The sequence below is a fragment of the Oleiphilus sp. HI0125 genome, from assembly GCF_001635355.1.
Map to the genome: position 1 here is coordinate 1 of NZ_LWGF01001488.1, position 15,822 is coordinate 15,822.

The 15,822-nt window shown below is 43.9% G+C and carries 17 protein-coding genes and 1 pseudogene; 4 read left to right on the forward strand and 14 right to left on the reverse strand.

The annotated features are described in order from the left end of the window. From A3762_RS25015 to ubiE, 8 genes are all read right to left on the reverse strand, one after another. On the reverse strand, positions 1-646 hold a 646-nt coding region (locus A3762_RS25015), incomplete at its 3' end, for a 16S rRNA (uracil(1498)-N(3))-methyltransferase (RefSeq protein ID WP_068758131.1). 2 nt (positions 647-648) lie between these two features. Beyond that, entirely contained in the window at positions 649-1,419 is a 771-nt protein-coding gene (gene tatC, locus A3762_RS25020; protein ID WP_068481754.1) for a twin-arginine translocase subunit TatC, read from the reverse strand. Beyond that, on the reverse strand, positions 1,416-1,751 hold the full coding sequence (tatB, locus tag A3762_RS25025; RefSeq protein ID WP_068481743.1) for a Sec-independent protein translocase protein TatB: 336 nt from the start codon (positions 1,749-1,751) through the stop codon (positions 1,416-1,418). Before tatB ends, tatC begins: the two co-directional genes overlap by 4 nt. Positions 1,752-1,761: 10 nt before the next feature. Further along, entirely contained in the window at positions 1,762-1,983 is a 222-nt protein-coding gene (gene tatA / locus A3762_RS25030) for a Sec-independent protein translocase subunit TatA (protein ID WP_068481740.1), read from the reverse strand. A 1-nt stretch (position 1,984) separates the two neighbouring features. After that, positions 1,985-2,320, reverse strand: a complete 336-nt coding sequence (locus tag A3762_RS25035; RefSeq protein ID WP_068758133.1) for a phosphoribosyl-ATP diphosphatase — start codon at positions 2,318-2,320, stop codon at positions 1,985-1,987. A 17-nt stretch (positions 2,321-2,337) separates the two neighbouring features. Next, a complete protein-coding gene (gene ubiB / locus A3762_RS25040; RefSeq protein ID WP_068758135.1) occupies positions 2,338-3,978 on the reverse strand; it encodes a ubiquinone biosynthesis regulatory protein kinase UbiB in 1,641 nt (546 codons plus the stop codon). A gap of 1 nt (position 3,979) precedes the next feature. Next, positions 3,980-4,609, reverse strand: coding sequence for an SCP2 domain-containing protein (locus A3762_RS25045; protein WP_068481732.1), 630 nt, complete (start codon positions 4,607-4,609; stop codon positions 3,980-3,982). Then, positions 4,609-5,382: a bifunctional demethylmenaquinone methyltransferase/2-methoxy-6-polyprenyl-1,4-benzoquinol methylase UbiE gene (gene ubiE, locus A3762_RS25050; RefSeq protein WP_068758153.1), complete on the reverse strand. Its 774-nt coding sequence runs from the start codon at positions 5,380-5,382 to the stop codon at positions 4,609-4,611. Before ubiE ends, A3762_RS25045 begins: the two co-directional genes overlap by 1 nt. 151 nt (positions 5,383-5,533) lie before the next feature. Between ubiE and A3762_RS25055 the strand changes: the two genes are divergently transcribed. After that, positions 5,534-5,812, forward strand: coding sequence for a polyhydroxyalkanoic acid system family protein (locus tag A3762_RS25055; RefSeq protein ID WP_068479568.1), 279 nt, complete (start codon positions 5,534-5,536; stop codon positions 5,810-5,812). A gap of 33 nt (positions 5,813-5,845) precedes the next feature. After that, the gene (locus tag A3762_RS25060; RefSeq protein ID WP_068758138.1) at positions 5,846-7,669 is read left to right on the forward strand and encodes a long-chain-acyl-CoA synthetase; all 1,824 of its coding nucleotides are present in this window, start codon (positions 5,846-5,848) and stop codon (positions 7,667-7,669) included. Positions 7,670-7,677: 8 nt separating this feature from the next. On the opposite strand, the gene A3762_RS25065 is transcribed toward A3762_RS25060, so the two are convergent. From A3762_RS25065 to A3762_RS25075, 3 genes are all read right to left on the reverse strand, one after another. Next, on the reverse strand, positions 7,678-8,493 hold the full coding sequence (locus A3762_RS25065; protein WP_068758140.1) for a crotonase/enoyl-CoA hydratase family protein: 816 nt from the start codon (positions 8,491-8,493) through the stop codon (positions 7,678-7,680). A 16-nt stretch (positions 8,494-8,509) separates the two neighbouring features. Beyond that, positions 8,510-9,241 carry a hypothetical protein gene (locus A3762_RS25070; protein WP_068758142.1) on the reverse strand — a complete coding sequence of 244 codons (732 nt, stop codon included), beginning with the start codon at positions 9,239-9,241 and terminating at the stop codon, positions 8,510-8,512. Between the two features lie 78 nt (positions 9,242-9,319). Then, complete coding sequence (locus tag A3762_RS25075; protein ID WP_068481726.1) at positions 9,320-10,288, reverse strand: alpha/beta hydrolase; 969 nt, start codon at positions 10,286-10,288, stop codon at positions 9,320-9,322. 334 nt (positions 10,289-10,622) lie between these two features. On the opposite strand from A3762_RS25075, the gene A3762_RS25080 reads away from it, so the two are divergent. Both A3762_RS25080 and A3762_RS25085 read left to right on the forward strand, forming a co-directional pair. Continuing rightward, the gene (locus tag A3762_RS25080) at positions 10,623-12,092 is read left to right on the forward strand and encodes a wax ester/triacylglycerol synthase family O-acyltransferase (RefSeq protein WP_068758144.1); all 1,470 of its coding nucleotides are present in this window, start codon (positions 10,623-10,625) and stop codon (positions 12,090-12,092) included. A 66-nt stretch (positions 12,093-12,158) separates the two neighbouring features. Then, on the forward strand, positions 12,159-12,467 hold the full coding sequence (locus A3762_RS25085) for a DUF2288 domain-containing protein (protein ID WP_068758147.1): 309 nt from the start codon (positions 12,159-12,161) through the stop codon (positions 12,465-12,467). On the opposite strand, the gene A3762_RS25090 is transcribed toward A3762_RS25085, so the two are convergent. The 3 genes and pseudogenes from A3762_RS25090 to A3762_RS28080 all read right to left on the reverse strand — a co-directional run. Then, positions 12,464-13,366, reverse strand: coding sequence for an alpha/beta fold hydrolase (locus tag A3762_RS25090; RefSeq protein WP_068758150.1), 903 nt, complete (start codon positions 13,364-13,366; stop codon positions 12,464-12,466). The two genes, A3762_RS25085 and A3762_RS25090, sit on opposite strands and share 4 nt — an antisense overlap. Positions 13,367-13,373: 7 nt before the next feature. Continuing rightward, positions 13,374-15,515, reverse strand: coding sequence for an immunoglobulin domain-containing protein (locus A3762_RS25095; RefSeq protein WP_068758151.1), 2,142 nt, complete (start codon positions 15,513-15,515; stop codon positions 13,374-13,376). Between the two features lie 110 nt (positions 15,516-15,625). Continuing rightward, positions 15,626-15,822: pseudogene (locus A3762_RS28080) on the reverse strand (dihydroorotase); the annotation flags it as partial.

The window sequence follows — 15,822 nt, forward strand, 5'->3', positions numbered from 1 at the left end:
CAGACTCAAACTGTTGTTCGTAAAATTTCGAGACCTCATATTTTGTAAATCCTCCCTCTGGACCAATTGCTAAGGTCACTGGCTGTTTCGGATCTAATTGAACAGGGCACGGCGTTTCAGTGTGCGGATGTGCGATGAGTTTGAGGTCATTTCCCGCTAGGTCGCTTAATTCGTCTTCTACAAAAGGTTTGAACAGCTTTCTTGTTTTGAATACAGGCATCACCGTATCTTTGGCTTGCTCTAAGCCGATGAGCGCATTTTCACGCAGTGATTCCTCGTTTAACCAAGGGGTCTGCCAATAACTCTTTTCTACCTTCCAGGCATTGATAAAGGTGAAGTCTTTGACTCCCATCGTGACGGCAGTTTGAATGATGCGACGAAGCATTTTAGGCCGTGGTAGCGCCAATACGAGCTTGATCGGTAATGGTGCTGGGGCTTGCTTTGTACAGCGAAATGTTAGCTTTGCTTGTACTTGATTGAGCTCGGTTAATGTGCCTTTCCCAATCAAACCGTTTTCAATGCCTACGCTCAGCGTATCACCGGTTTTCGCGCGCAAGGTCTTGTGGATATGCTCGAGCTGCCGTCCTTTAATGACGGCAGTCGACTCATCGATAATATTGTTTGGAGAGAGTAAGAGCAGGTTCATTACTAGTTTGTTAGTTGCTCATTTTCTGTTTGTTTTTTCTCAATAAGTTTTGAAAACAGTAAACCGATTTCGAACAAAAGCCACATTGGAAGGGCTAGCAATGTTTGAGAAATAACGTCAGGTGGAGTCAGAAGCATACCCACAACAAAACAGCCAACAACGAGGTAAGGGCGCTTCTCTGAAAGGCTGGCTGTGCTTGTCGCCCCCACTGACACGAGAATAATAATCGCAATCGGGATTTCAAAAGCAAAGCCGAACGCGAAAAACATCTTCATGACGAAGTCGAGATAGCGACTGATGTCAGTCATCACCGCAACACCTTCTGGTCCTGCAGAGGTAAAAAATCCAAATACCAATGGGAATACGACAAAGTAGGCAAAGGCCATTCCTAGATAAAACAGCAGCACGCTTGAGAATAATAAAGGCATTGCTAGGCGCTTTTCTTTATCGAACAGAGCGGGAGAGATAAATCCCCAAATCTGGAAAAGCACATAAGGCATTGCGATAAAGATCGATGCGAAGAAAGTAAGCTTGAAAGGGGTTAGAAAAGGCGAGGCAACTTCTGTTGCTATCATGGTTGTGCCTTCAGGCATCAGCGCACGAAGTGGCTCGGATAATAATTGATAAAGATCGTTCGCAAAATAATAGAGAGATAGAAATACCACTATGACCGCGATCACGGCTTTAAGCATACGATTTCTTAGCTCAATTAAGTGAGCCATTAAAGGTTGAGCCTGATCGTTTTCAGGCGCGCTTGAATCGTTGTCGCTCATACTTCTTTACTTGGTGCGGTTGAAGATTCCAATGGCTGACTGGTGCTAAGGCTTTCTTTTTCAACGTCGGCTAATGCTTGCGAAACTGTCTGATGAATTTTGTTTGCATCATCATTGATATCCAAGCTGTTGCCTTGTTTTTTAAGTTGCTCTCGAAGTTCTTCTATTTCTACCTGACGATCAATTTCTTGAGAAAGTGTGCTGGTTAGTCGTCGAGCTTTGCCAATCCATTTGCCAATTGTCGCGGCTGCTTTAGGAAGACGCTCTGGCCCCAGGACGAGCAGCGAAATAATGGCAACGATGATAATTTCAAGAAAGCCAATATCAAACATAGGTGTTTATCTATGCCTTGTTATTGTCTGAATTTGTTTTTTCAGCTTTAACGTCGATCACGTCATCATCTTTCTTATCAAGCGGTTTAGCTTGCTCTTCGTCTTTCATTGCTTTTTTAAAGCCTTTTACTGCGCCGCCAAGATCTCCGCCCATATTGCGAAGTTTTTTGGTGCCGAATATCAAGGCAACAATCACTAAAATAATCAGTAGCTGAGTAGGGCTGATTCCCATATTAAGACTCCTTCTTACGTTGAGCTTTTTCTTCTAAGCCAGAGAGGTTAAAGCGTCGCTTCAACTCATTTAGTATTTCTTCGTTCGTAATGTCTAAGTGAGATAGCATAACCATAGTATGAAACCAAAGGTCTGCTGTCTCGTATATTAGATCTTGTTTATTACAATCAGTTTGCGCATCTTTCGCTGCCAAAATTGTTTCGGTGCATTCTTCGCCAACTTTCTCGAGAATTTTATTTAGTCCCTTATTGTGAAGGCTTGCGACGTATGAACTTTCTGGATCTGCTGAACGCCGTGCATCCAAAACTTCTTGTAGTTGCTTTAATACGTCAGACATTAAATTCAATTCTCCAATTACTTTGATGTAAGCAGTAGCCAGGCACCTAGCGCGATACTTAGTGCAGAGGCGGCTGACAGTGTTTGCGCGATGTGGAGCCAATCCGCATTGCTTGAGATTAAGCCTGTGCCAATCAATACGCAAGCAAGTACTTTACGTTTCTTGTTTGGTTTTTGTGTATCGCCTTGGTATGAGCTTGTTTGTGCCCTTGGGGCCTCGAGACGACTTAGGTTGTCCATGGTCTCGTAGATTAACTTAGGTAGTTCTGGTGACTGCTGTACTAAATCTGGGAATTGCTCGCGTAGTCGCTTGAATACGCCTGGTGGTGCAAGTCGATCGCGCATCCAGCGTTCTAGAAAGGGTTTTGCTGTACTCCATAGATCCAGATCTGGGTATAGCTGTCGGCCTAATCCTTCAATATTGATTAAGGTTTTCTGCAAAAGAACGAGTTGAGGTTGTACTTCCATATCGAAGCGTTGTGCGGTTTGGAAAAGACGCACTAAGAATTGGCCAAATGAAATTTCGCTTAACGGTCGTTCAAAAATGGGCTCACAGACTGTTCTTATTGCCGCTTCAAATTCTTCCACGCGTGTTGTCGATGGCACCCATCCAGAGTCAACATGTAAGCGTGCTACTTCGTGGTAGTCGCGATTGAAGAATGCGAGCAGGTTGCGGGCAAGATAGTTCTGGTCTTCTTCGCCAAGAGTGCCGACAATGCCGAAATCGACGGCGATATACTGAGCTGCTTGCGGATTTTTTGTTGAAACAAAAATATTGCCGGGATGCATGTCTGCATGGAAAAAACTATCGCGAAAAACTTGTGTGAAGAAAATCTCGACACCGCGTTCAGCGAGAACTTTTAAATCAACATGATGTGCTTTTAGCGTTTCGATATCGGCAACGGGAGTGCCATATATGCGTTCCATCACGAGCACATGTTGATTGCAATGAGGCCAATATACTTCTGGGATATAAATCAGCTCTGAGTTTAAGAAGTTACGGCGGATTTGAGAGGCATTGGCTGCTTCGCGTTGCAAATCAAGTTCATCGAATATGGTTTTTTCATAATCGAGAACAATTTGTTGAGCGCGTAAGCGTTTGCCGTTTTTCCATAAAGCTTCAAGCAAGTATGCAAATAGCTTCATGAGCGACAAATCTTGCTGAATAGTCTTCTTAATGTTTGGACGAATGACTTTAACAATCACTTCCTGTCCGTTAGGCAACTGCGCACTATGCACTTGAGCAATAGACGCTGAGGCCATGACGTCTTCATCGAATCGTGAAAACACCTCAGAGACAGGTCGGCCTAAACCCTTTTCAATAAGTAGAATCGACTCTTTCTGACTAAAGGGAGGTACTTGGTCTTGTAGCTTTTTCAGCTCATTGGCTAACTCGTCATCTAATAAGTCACGACGCGTTGAAAGCAGCTGCCCAAATTTAATAAAAATCGGGCCGAGAGTTTCAATGGCTAATCTCAGACGAACGGCTTTTGAATGCTTAGGTCTTGGAAACAACTGCCAAGGAGCCAGAATAAGCAGTAATCGCAGTGAGGTAGGGAGCGAAGTTAGTGGAAGAAAGTCATCTAAGCGATAACGGCAAGTCACCCATAATATTTTGAAGGCCCTGCTTAACTTTTTAGTTCCTAAGTCGGCAGCCAAACTAACCTCGCTTGATGCGTTTCGAAAGTGATCTTACTCTTGCTTCTAGGCGATCTCCGGCCAAACGGAGTTGGTCTATCGCTTCGAATTGCTTGTTGGCTAATGCGCGAGAAGGAAGTAAACGAAGTTCGTATTTTACGAACTCTTCTAGGTCTTTCACGAAGTTTTTGCTGAAGGTCTTTGCAATGGTGATGCTTTGTTTTGCGCCGCTGCTGATAAATTTTGCTGGTGTATCGCCAATGAAGTTAGCTAGCAAGCCTTCCCAGTCGATATCTAAATTATCTGCAAAACGCTGAATTTGTTGTGCGCGTACGGCATCACCAGTAAACGCAAGGTCGCCTGAGTTCAGTAGAGTGGCAGTGTCTCTATAAGCGGCCAATTTTAATAGTCCTGACAGGCTGGCGGTCATGGTGACTGTTGGAGCTTGCTCTGCAGATAAAAGTAAGATGCGATTGTTTTTTGCGCCAATGAATAGCGATTGATTTAGATTGCTAATACGTAGTTCGAGCACACAGCCATTAAGAGGCTTTAGTTTTTGTTCTGAACCTGGATCCATAGATAAGGTAGCGTTGAGTGTTTTCTCAACGCTAGGTGCGAACTGTTGGAATAAAGGTTGGCTAAAGATGTTCACTACGCCTTTACTCCGGTGTGTAGAGCAACAATGCCGCCAGTCATATTTTGATAGCGCGTATTAACGAATCCTGCCTCATCCATCATACCCTTCAAGGTTTCTTGGTCTGGATGCATACGAATAGATTCAGCTAGGTATTTATAGCTTTCACTATCATTTGTGATGAGCTTGCCCATCATAGGGAGTGCGGTGAATGAGTATTTGTCATACACATCACTAAGCACTGTGTTAGTGGGTTTTGAAAATTCCAATATTAAAAGTCTGCCGCCCGGTTTCAATACGCGGAACATAGAGCGGATAGCTTTATCTTTATCAGTGACATTTCTTAAGCCAAACGCGATCGATACGGCATTAAAGTAATTATCTGGGAAGGGAAGGCATTCTGCATTCGCTTGTACAAATTCAATATTGCTGCCGTAGCCTTTGTCTAATAATCGGTCTCGTCCGACATTGAGCATAGAGGCGTTAATGTCAGCGAGTACAACTTTGCCTTGATCTCCAACGCGTTTGGAGAACTGCATCGTGAGATCTCCAGTTCCCCCAGCAATGTCTAGTACCTTATGACCAGAGCGTACGCCAGAGGACTCAATGGTCAAACGTTTCCATAAACGGTGGATTCCAAAAGACATTAAGTCGTTCATGATGTCGTATTTTGCAGCGACAGAATGAAATACGTCTGCGACTTTGCCGGCTTTTTCTTCGACGTTGACGTTCTCAAAACCAAAGTGAGTGGTGTTTTGATTGGTGTCGTTGTTTGCTTGGGTTTCTTTCACGCTAAGTTGCTCTTGCAAGACTAAATCTGCACCTATTCTATCGTTCACAGAGCTCGAAGACTATCTTGAAAATCAATTAGATTGTTCTGGGTTTGTGCAATATCGGTTAGACTTGCCAAATTGTAAAACTAATCAGCAGTAGGATTTTTTGATGAGCGCAATTCGCATCGAAAGAACGCATAACCGAGGACTAGACGCTGCAAAGCAAGAAGCGGAAAGTTTAGCGGAAGATCTAACTGAAAAGTTTGGGCTCAAATACGGTTGGCAAGGTGAGACGCTTGCGTTTAAAGGATCTGGTGCGAAAGGTGAAATTCACTGCGCTTCGGATAGTATCGCGTTAACTTTAGAGCTTAGTTTTGTTTTGCGACCGTTTAAAACACGAATTGAGCAGGAAGTGCATAAATACCTCGACGCGTTTGCTGCAAAATAAAACTACCGATATCTAACAAAAATAAGAATCTTTATGACTCAAATAGCCAATCAGCGTGCTTTAAGCGCACGTGATCTTATCGTTCGTTCTCCTGAGCTTTTTAGAGGCCTTCCAAAGAAATTACGCGGTTTATATCGTGTCGCGCAGCAGCGTAAGAATCCCGTTAATAATTTAGCTTCGTGCTTTGAGCTGGTAGCGTCAAAGTTTCCAGACAATATCGCGGTGATGTTTGAAGGGCAGTCTTTGAGTTATAGCGACTTCAATCGCAAAGCTAATCAAATTGCGCATTATCTAGAGGGCACAGGGACGGTAAAGGGCGATACGATTGTCGTCATGATGGAAAATCGTGTTGAGTTATTACTATGCGTTGTGGCGTTAGCGAAGTTGGGGGCAATTGCTGCACTGATCAATACATCGCAGCGAGGCAATGTTCTTGAACATAGTATTCGTTTGGTTTCGCCCAAGCGCATCATTGTCGGTGAAGAGTTGTTCGACGCTTGTATGGCTGTTGAGTCAGCGCTGCCTGATGGCGATCAAAGTGTGTTATTGGTCGCTGATACAGCTACGAATGATACGCCTAAAAATGCCTATGATTTGATGGCAGTCGCTGGTAACCAGAGTGAGCAGAACCTTCCGCATAGTGAACACATCCGAGCGAATGATCCTCTTTGTTATTTTTACACGTCGGGCACAACGGGCTTACCGAAAGCCGCCATATTAACCAATGGGCGATATATGAAAGCCTACGGTGGAATTGGGGAAGCGTGTATTCAGTTGCGTAGTGATGATCGCGTTTATGTTCCCTTGCCGTTTTATCACGCGACAGCGATGGTTGTGGCTTGGTCTAGTATCGTATCGAGTGGTGCAACCTTAGTATTGGTAAGAAAGTTTTCGGCAAGTAAATATTGGCATGATGTGGTTTCGCAAGGAGTGACTGCCTTGTGCTATATCGGCGAGTTGTGCCGGTACTTAGTGGCGCAAGCTCCGAGCGATATTGAGCGTGAAAACAAAGTGCGTGTGATGTTTGGCAATGGGCTTCGGCCAGAAATTTGGCGCGAATTTAAACAGCGTTTTGATATTGATCGCGTGCATGAATTTTATGGCTCGAGCGAAGGCAATGTCGGCTTTATGAATGTGCTCAATTTAGACAATACTGTCGGTTTCTCTCCTGTTCCTTACGCCATTGTCCAATATGACCTCGATGCAGAAGAAGCGCGTCGTTTTTCTAATGGTTATATGAGAAAAGTAAGTCGAGGCGAAGCGGGATTGTTGCTCGGTGAAATTAATGAAAAATCTCCTTTCGATGGGTATACCGAGCCAGAAAAAACAGAGAAAACTATTTTGCGTAATGTCTTTAAGCAGGGCGATGCTTGGTTTAACACTGGCGATATGATGCGTGACTTAGGATTTCGACATGCTCAGTTTGTCGATCGTCTAGGGGATACCTTCCGTTGGAAAGGCGAGAATGTATCAACGACAGAAGTTGAAAATGTTCTGGGTCAATATAGTGGAGTCATCGACGCGATTGTCTATGGCGTCGAAATTCCAAAAACTAACGGGCGCGCAGGAATGGCAGCCTTGCGGTTTGAGAGCGGGCAGTCTTTTGATGGGCGAGCGCTATATGAATATCTGCAGGCGCACGTACCAGATTACGCGATCCCTCACTTTATTCGTTTGGTTGATGAGGTTGAATCAACGGGTACGCACAAATATAAAAAAGCGCCTCTGAAAAAAGACGCTTATGATCCGCAGGCTTGCGGTAGTAAGGTGTTTGTTCGATTACCGAAACAAAGCAACTTTGAAGAGCTAACTCAGTCGCTATACCTAGATATTATGTCATCAAAGCATAGCTTCTAAGCGAAAGCTTATTGGCTGCGATTTGAATATTCGCTAGCTGATTTAACGCCGCTATAAACCGCACCAGCGATTTTTTGATTGTGACGGCCAATCAGTTTTCGTTGCAGTTTTGTTTCGAGATTCAAAGCTTGGCGAATGGTTGATAGCCATGCGCCGTTATAGAGCTTCTTGGTTAAGCTGATGGCATCTGGCGATTTGTTCGCAATCTCTTTCAAGAAAGCAGTTGCTTCCGCCATTGGGTCATCGCATATGCGCGTCACGAGGTTGTACTCAGCTGCTTTTTGGGCATCAAATACTTCTGCCGTCATCGTTAATTCTTTTGCCTTATCGATCGAGCAAAGCTCTCTTAATGCGATCGACCCGCCCATATCTGGTATGAGTCCCCATTTCGTCTCCATGATCGAAAATGTGCAGTTCTTAGATGTGTAGCGAAAGTCTGCTCCAAGCGCTATTTGCATCCCTCCGCCCCAACATTTGCCATGGGTCACAGCAATAACGGGAACAGGTAGGTCACGCCATACGTAGCTAACTTCTTGTGCAAGATTAACGAATTTAGTGCCCGGTTTGATGAGCAATTTCACGGCCGTCATTGGGTTTTTGAACATGCTTTTTACGTCGATACCAGAGCAAAAAGATTTGCCATCGCCGGACAAGATGACGCCACGAACTTTCTTGTCTTTGGATATTGTTTTCGCTGCCTTAACGATTGCTTCAAACATCGGCATATCTAGGGCATTGTGCTTGTCTGCGCGAGATAAGGTGACATAGGCGATTTGGTCTTTGATCTCGATCTTAACTCGATCTTTAATTATTGTTTCTGACATAAAAAATCCGTACAGCTCATGACTGAAATGGGTTGGGACGATTATTTAAGATGTTGGATAGTATATGGCTTTCGCGTTCAATCAAAGTTTGCATTAGCACGTCCACATCACTCATTTCATAAAATGCGTCTAGCCCTCTTAACAGAAAACCATGGAGTTCTTCGAGCCCTGCTTTCTTTGCTGGCTTTTTTGTCCAATTAAGAGTTAGTCGAAGTAGTGGGTTGTGTGCATGCTTGTCTAAGAGTTCTCCAGCCGCCTTAACGAGGTCTAATTGGCGCTGCCGTTGCTGTGCGGTGGAGGCTTTCTGATAGGCCTCTACGTAAAGACTCTCGTTGATTTCGCTAGCGTTTATGCTCGTTAAATATTGTACGAGTTGATCATCTAATTGCTGAGTAAGTAAATTCAATTCAACTAAATTGGCCACCGTATTGATTAAATTCTTCGGCAGAAGCTTAAGTAATTTGGGGAAGATACGCTCTAAGTCTCGATCTCGGGCAGAGAAATCGTGTGCGCCGTATAACTCCTTTAACAGAAAGTCGATGCCGCTGCGAAAGTTAAGATTGTCGTATAAATCTGCGTGAGTCGCTTTCAAGCGCTCAGTTTGCCATTCTGCAAGACGGCACTTCATTGCACTACCTTGATGCGACAAGCTATTTAATTGGTAATCATGGTAAGTAAGCATCAACGATTTTAGATGCAGAGCTTCAGGGCTTTTGGCTGGTGTTTCCGCTATACGCTCTCGGTACATGTTGACTCGCACAAATGTAAGATTTCGAGAGTGTAAACACCCTCGCAAATGTTGCAAGGGGTTTGATCTGGGTAGGGGCTAGCTATTAGCGATGCGGAGCTGCTTTTTGGTTTGCTTGATCTGTTCGGCTCGCTCAGCAGATGGCGTGGTCTCGAATGATGGAATCCATTTGCGATCATCTAGCGTGACAAAATGGCTTAACGCTTCTGTTTCGATCACTCTGATAGATGTTGGGCTTTTAAGAGCGCTCTTTAACATCAGATTTCTATTGAGAATTCTATCTACTTTAGGAATTAAGAATGTTCCATGACGCAGATGTGCATAGGCTGAATAGTCGGCTTTATCCATCCATGCGAATAAGTTTTCAATGTTACGAACAATAGTGAGATGGTCTTTTGTTGCCGTAAATAGCTTGTGTAATAACTTTTTCTTTCGTGGGTTTAGTTTGCCGAAGAACATCTGCCCGTAAGACGAAGAGGGCGTGCTATTGATTAAACGAATTACCCAAGGCCACATTCCATGACTTACAGGCTCAAGCAGCGCAGATACGAGTGGGTGAGTCTTCCCGCCAGGTAGTGCTGGTGCTTCAAGGATAACTTCAACGTGCTCGAAAAGATCGGGACGTTGATTAACTGCTTCAAGAATGACGGCTCCACCTCGAGAGTGGCCATGAATTCTAATCTTGTTCGTGGTGGGAAGGTTTTCTAAAGCTTGTGTAAGAATACATGCATCATATTCTATTGTGCCTTCCAAATACTTAATTGGGATTTCCCAACTTGCCGGCTCCGGTAAAGGGCCTTCGACTGGAATATGATAGTTACTACAGGTGATGAGGATGAGTTCGGTGCTAGGGTCTTGGTATGACTGCGTAAAATAGCAATGGTTTTCTAAGAACCCATGAACGCCAATAACGGTGTGTGTTGCATCGTCCGCATGATTCCGAACACTGACAGCGCCTTTACCGACTGTAAACACTTTGCCTGAGAACATCTCAGTATATGTTTGTGCGATAGGCTTTATTAGTTTTCGAGCGTGAGTAGCTTGCACAGCAGTTAATCTCCTCAGTAATAACCGCCGCTAGTAATTCATCCTATCTAGCGATATTTGTGCTGTCCTTGGCTTTCATTATTAATGTTATTAAAGTATTTGACTAAATATAGATCAGTAACTATATAAAAGCTCTTTAATAGTCTGTAATAACACGTTGATTTAATTATGGCAGATAGATGGAATGGCTATATTAAATATTGTTACCTATGATAGAATTTTGTGACCTGAGTGCTAAATATCGCCCTGTTTTTTTCGCTTCCGGGGCATTCAATGTCTGTCCAGTATGTTAAGCACTTAACAATAGATATAAAAATAAACAATAGGAGCGGGTATGACTGATCATGCCAGCAAACCTCTAACTGGGGTTGATATCGCTTGGTTGCGCATGGATTCGCCAACCAACCTGATGATCATTAATGCAATGATTATCACGGAAGATATGGAATTCAAAGATTTTAAAAATACGATCATTAATCGTTTTTTGCGTTTTCCTCGTTTTATGACTCGACCGGTGCAAGTGTCTGGTGAGTATGTGTGGGAAAAAGACCCTTACTTTGATCTTGCTAATCACGTCAAAAAAGTAGCTTTACCTGGCAAAGCAGATAAGAAAGCATTGCAAACTTATCTTGCTGACCAGCTGAGCATGCCTTTTGATGATTCCAAGCCTTTGTGGCAAATCTTGTTCGTTGAGAATTATCAAGGTGGCCGAGCAATCATTTTGCGTGTTCACCATTGCTATGCTGATGGCTTAGCGTTGATATCTGTATTCAACTCCATTACCGATGGTAGTGCGAATGTCGCGCCGTTCTCGGTGGCTCAAACAGCGTCAAATGAAGAGACTCCAGATGAGGAGTTGAACTACGAATGGCCGAAGTATCAACGTCTGATTGATAATGCTTCAGAACGAGCAGACCGCTACGCAAAATTTGCTAAGAAGATATCGAGCGATGGTATTAGTATTTTGCGCGATCAAGATGCTATGCGCGGTATCGTCGGTGATGGTGTTCGTGCAGCGACAGAGTTAGCGCAACTAGCGACCATGCCCGCGGATCCGCGTAGTACTTTGAAAGGCAAACTTGGTGTTAGAAAAACATGTGCTTGGTCTGAGCCGGTGAGCTTTGAGAAGTTTCATGGGATTGCGAAGGTTGTCGGCTGTAAGATCAATGACCTACTCATGTCTTGTGTAGCAGGCGCTTTTCGTGAAGAGTTGATTCGCGCGGGTGAGAATTTAGAAGGGCGCAATGTTCATGTGACGATTCCAGTTAATATTCGTCCAATGGATAAGATGGATCTAAGCCAAAATCCTGATGACCTAGGTAACCAGTTTGGTACTGTGTTTGCTGCATTGCCTGTTGATATCGAGAATCCTTTAGAGCGCGTATATAAAATAAAGCACGACATGATTGCGCTTAAGCAATCACTTCAGCCAGCTTTGTCTTATGGCATTTTGTATGCGACAGGCATGCTGCCAAAATCTATGCAAAGAGCGCTTACTGAGAGCTTCGGGAATAAGACAACTGCAGTGATGTCGAATGTTCCAGGACCTCGCGAAGCACGTTACATCGCAGGATCAAAGATCAAGGAGCAAATGTTTTGGGTTCCTCAAACAGGCGATCTTGGTATTGGTTTGAGTATCATCAGTTATGGCGGTCAAATACAGTTTGGCTTGGTTGGTGATTCACGTCTATTGCCTAATCCAGAGCGCATAGTTTCTCAGTTTGTAGCGCAAATTGAGTTACATCGAACAGATATTGTTGCTAGCTACATCGAAGACCTTGTTCAACCAACGGTGATTGGTTAACAACTTGCCTTTTATCATCATGAGTGCTTGAATTCGACCTCTTTATTAGAGAGCAACAAGCACATCATGACTGATCAACAAAAAGTACCTTTAGCGCAAAAGTTAAATCTAGAAACCGCACAGATTTCTTGGAAGGAGCTTGAACCTTATTTTGCTGGAGGTAAGCTGATTTCCGTTTCATCTGACCTTGATATGCTTATCGTCGCAGAACAAATCGTTGCAGATAACGCCCCTGTTATGAAAGGGTGGATGGCTGAAGAAAAAGTCGGACAAGTTTCTGATGAGCAAGCCATGCGTTGGTCTACAGACAATACTTTACTCTGGGCCGTTGTGATTAAACCTTGGATTCTTGTGCAGGAACGCAGCACCCATTAGGCGGTCGCAAACCGGTGCAACTCTCGTGTCAGTTTGAAAGGTTGGTCAATTAAGGGGGTGTGGCCACTTTTAGTGAACGGTAAGACTGAGCATCTTTCATTCAGATCCGCCATACGAAGCTGACCTGTGGCTGGGTACATATCCGATTTCATGCCTACTAGAATATCAATGGGCGTTTCGCAATTTTCAATGGCTTGTCTGAAATCATAGCCTTGATCGATGTAAGCTCGAAGGCAATGCATATATGCCCCCCAGTTCTTAACGGACAGCAGTTGTCTCAATATCCATTCTTTACTCAACAAAAGCCGTGAAAGCTGCTTAAAGCTTGGCCATGACATGGCTGAAGCAAAGAACTCAGAAAGTTCAGTTTGTATTTGTTGACGTAAGTTATTGGGCAAATCTCTGTATTCAAAGCCTTGCTCTAGGTATGGCTCAAGCTCATCCAGCAACTGCTTTGCGCGTTGCATTCGATCATCATGCTCATGCCCGAATAGCCCCCATCGCCAATCGGATTTATTAACACAGCATGGACTTTGATCGATGTGCAAATACCTCTCTAAACCTGCGGGCTTATATTTATCGATATAACTGATTGATGTGAGTGCACCCATCGAAATGCCGATTAGTTTGAAGCTGGAGACATTGAGCTCTGAGATGAGTTCGGCGACGTCATCGGCATAATTACTCACTGCGCAGTCTTGCTTGAAGTGTGCATGATGAGATCGTCCAAAACCCCGAAGATCTGGGATGATGACGCGATACTTTCGCGATAAAGGATATGCGTAAGGAAGCCAATGGCCAGAATGCATGCCAAAGCCGTGAAGGAATATAATTGTTGGTCCGTTACCGATGTCTCGGTAATGAAGTTTTACATTGTCGCTTGAGAAATAATGGGCCATTTATTTTTTATTGAAGAATGACTTCAATAGGCTGAGAGAAACGACCTGTGATTCGGTCTGAATCTATCGTAGCAATGTGCAGGTATAAACTGCCGGGATCAAGATTTGAAAGTGTAAACTTTGTGTTTTGCGCGCCTACAATTTCAACGCTATTGCTTAGTGAGTTTTCGCTTTTGCCAAAGGCAAGTTTATATCCGTATATCTCAGATTGATTCAGAGGCTCGCCGTTTTCGCGCTCCGTAGGCATTGCCCATGATAGTGATAATGAGGGCTTGGCCTTCACGTTTAATGAAGCAGAGCTAGAACGAATTGATCCAAACACATTGTTAACCGTGGCGTAGTATGTTCCGGCATCTGCACTCGATGCTGTGCTGACCTCGTATATGCGGCTTGTTGCACCATTGATTGCTTTGTCGTCTTTATACCACTGGTACGAATGGCTCGTTGCTAGTGTGCTAGCAACGCTAAATTGGAAAGAGTCTTCAAGGTAAACCTGTTGTGACTGTGGTTGCTCAACTAGGGTTTGAGCGACGTTTTGAGCTATCACACGTAGTTGAGCTGCTTTTGAATTTAGATTGCCGGTAGAGCTTGTGACTTGTGCCGTGTAGTTGCCCTGATCAGTTTGTGTCGCGCTTTCTATTGCAAGCGTTGCGTTCGTTGCTCCTTCAATCGCTTTGCCATCCTTAAACCACTGGTAGCGCATGAAACCTCCACCCTCAGCCGATATCTCAAAACGAACGTTATGTCCTGCTAATACATCTTGGTCAGATGGATGTTGTGAGATTCTGAGAGTGTTGAGAGCTTCTGTTACGGTGATTTTTGCAAAGGACGAGTAGAGCACCTCACCCTTATATTCAATAATGGCGCGATAATCACCAGCATCACTTTGACTTGCGTTTGAAATGACTAGTGTCGAGCTATTTTTATTCGCTAAAACGCTAGCACCTTTCTGCCAAGATACATTCGCGTCAGAGCCTGCATTTGTATTGATATTGAGTTCAATAGATTGGCCACTAACAATCGACTGGGATTGTGGTTGCTTAGTAATCTTAAGTGAAAGTTCTTTTGGTTCCACACTGAGAGAAGCGGAAGATGAAATGATCTGATTTTGCGCGTTGCGAATGATTACATCATAGACGCCTGCATCATTTAATAAGGCATGTGTCTTTCCGTAAATTGCATCATTGGCACCAGGAATAATTTCTCCGTTGAAACGCCATTGATATTGGAGTGCTTGATTTGAGTATGCCTGAGCTCTTAAGAAAAACGGGGAATGCTGATTAATATTGGCGTCAGTAGGTGATGAAAGTAAGAATATGTCAGCATTATTCTGAGAGCTTAGGCTTGCTATAAGTTCAGGATGTTGATCAGTAACAGGAAGGTGGTGATTAACATTTAGCGCCAAAACTTGAGCTTGCTCGAGAATGCTGCTGATTGGAAAGTTATCAATAGTAATGCTGGCGTCATACCAAGATTGTGTTTGAGAAAGATTATAAAAACTCGCACCGATGATTGCTTGAATGACGTCACCAGAATCGTTTTGAGCAAGGGCGGAATCATCTGAAATGTCGATCAGCTCGCTGATCAGAGGCGAGCGGCTGAGTTGAAATGTTTCCATAACCCAGCGTTCTGCAAATTTTATATTGCCGCGGGTTAAGCCTCCTGGGAGGTTAAGCGCAGTCGCTACGATTAGATGACTTAGCGCAGAGATTTTCGCATGCTTTTCACCGAAGCTATCTGTTGCAATCAGCCCTAACAATTGAAAGCTGTCGTCCACGTAGCTTTGTTCTCCAAATGCACTTAAGGCACCTGAGTGTTCCGCAATACAGCCCTCAAGTAACTCACAGGTCATGGTAGTGACATCTGGTTGGGCGCTGATTTGAATGAGTAAAGGCTGTTCTTCGTCGTGATTAATATTGAGGGAGAAGCGCCCATTTGAATCTGTGGACGTTGTCGACAATAAACTTAGGTTGCCATTTTCTTCGGAGACTCGGTATGTGCTGACGACGCCTTGGCTAATTACCCCTTTAATAGCTTTACCGCGAACCGTACTTTGAAGTATGTTTTCATCGCCGCCTGATTGACAGGCCGATAGCGCAAAAGCGCAAAGGAAGACTACGGCAATGTGAAAGGGGTTTTCTAAACGCATTTTGGGAATTCGCGGAATGAACGTTATTGTTTTAGGCTACTTATCATACCGCGAACTTGGACTTTAAATGATTAATTCTTAATCACATCACCTTACTATCGTGTAAGGTCTTATTTAAGCTTCCAGTTCAGTGTTTCGCCTGCAAAAAATGGAACAATTTCTCCACCATCAGGTAGGGTGATGATCTCAGGAACAGTCCATTGTTCGCGCACTAAAGTAATGGTTCCGGTATTGCGCGGTAAACCATAAAAATCTGGACCATTGAAGCTTGCGAAGCGCTCGAACTGATCCAAGCAATCTAGGTCTT

Excerpts from the sequence above, each read along its gene's own strand:
- A3762_RS25090 (WP_068758150.1), bottom strand. The coding sequence starts at position 13,366 with ATGGCCCATTATTTCTCAAGCGACAATGTAAAACTTCATTACCGAGAC.
- A3762_RS25060 (WP_068758138.1), top strand. The coding sequence starts at position 5,846 with ATGACTCAAATAGCCAATCAGCGTGCTTTAAGCGCACGTGATCTTATC.
- A3762_RS25085 (WP_068758147.1), top strand. The coding sequence starts at position 12,159 with ATGACTGATCAACAAAAAGTACCTTTAGCGCAAAAGTTAAATCTAGAA.
- tatB (WP_068481743.1), bottom strand. The coding sequence starts at position 1,751 with ATGTTTGATATTGGCTTTCTTGAAATTATCATCGTTGCCATTATTTCG.
- A3762_RS25055 (WP_068479568.1), top strand. The coding sequence starts at position 5,534 with ATGAGCGCAATTCGCATCGAAAGAACGCATAACCGAGGACTAGACGCT.
- A3762_RS25070 (WP_068758142.1), bottom strand. The coding sequence starts at position 9,241 with ATGTACCGAGAGCGTATAGCGGAAACACCAGCCAAAAGCCCTGAAGCT.
- A3762_RS25080 (WP_068758144.1), top strand. The coding sequence starts at position 10,623 with ATGACTGATCATGCCAGCAAACCTCTAACTGGGGTTGATATCGCTTGG.
- A3762_RS25065 (WP_068758140.1), bottom strand. The coding sequence starts at position 8,493 with ATGTCAGAAACAATAATTAAAGATCGAGTTAAGATCGAGATCAAAGAC.
- tatC (WP_068481754.1), bottom strand. The coding sequence starts at position 1,419 with ATGAGCGACAACGATTCAAGCGCGCCTGAAAACGATCAGGCTCAACCT.
- tatA (WP_068481740.1), bottom strand. The coding sequence starts at position 1,983 with ATGGGAATCAGCCCTACTCAGCTACTGATTATTTTAGTGATTGTTGCC.
- A3762_RS25035 (WP_068758133.1), bottom strand. The coding sequence starts at position 2,320 with ATGTCTGACGTATTAAAGCAACTACAAGAAGTTTTGGATGCACGGCGT.
- A3762_RS25095 (WP_068758151.1), bottom strand. The coding sequence starts at position 15,515 with ATGCGTTTAGAAAACCCCTTTCACATTGCCGTAGTCTTCCTTTGCGCT.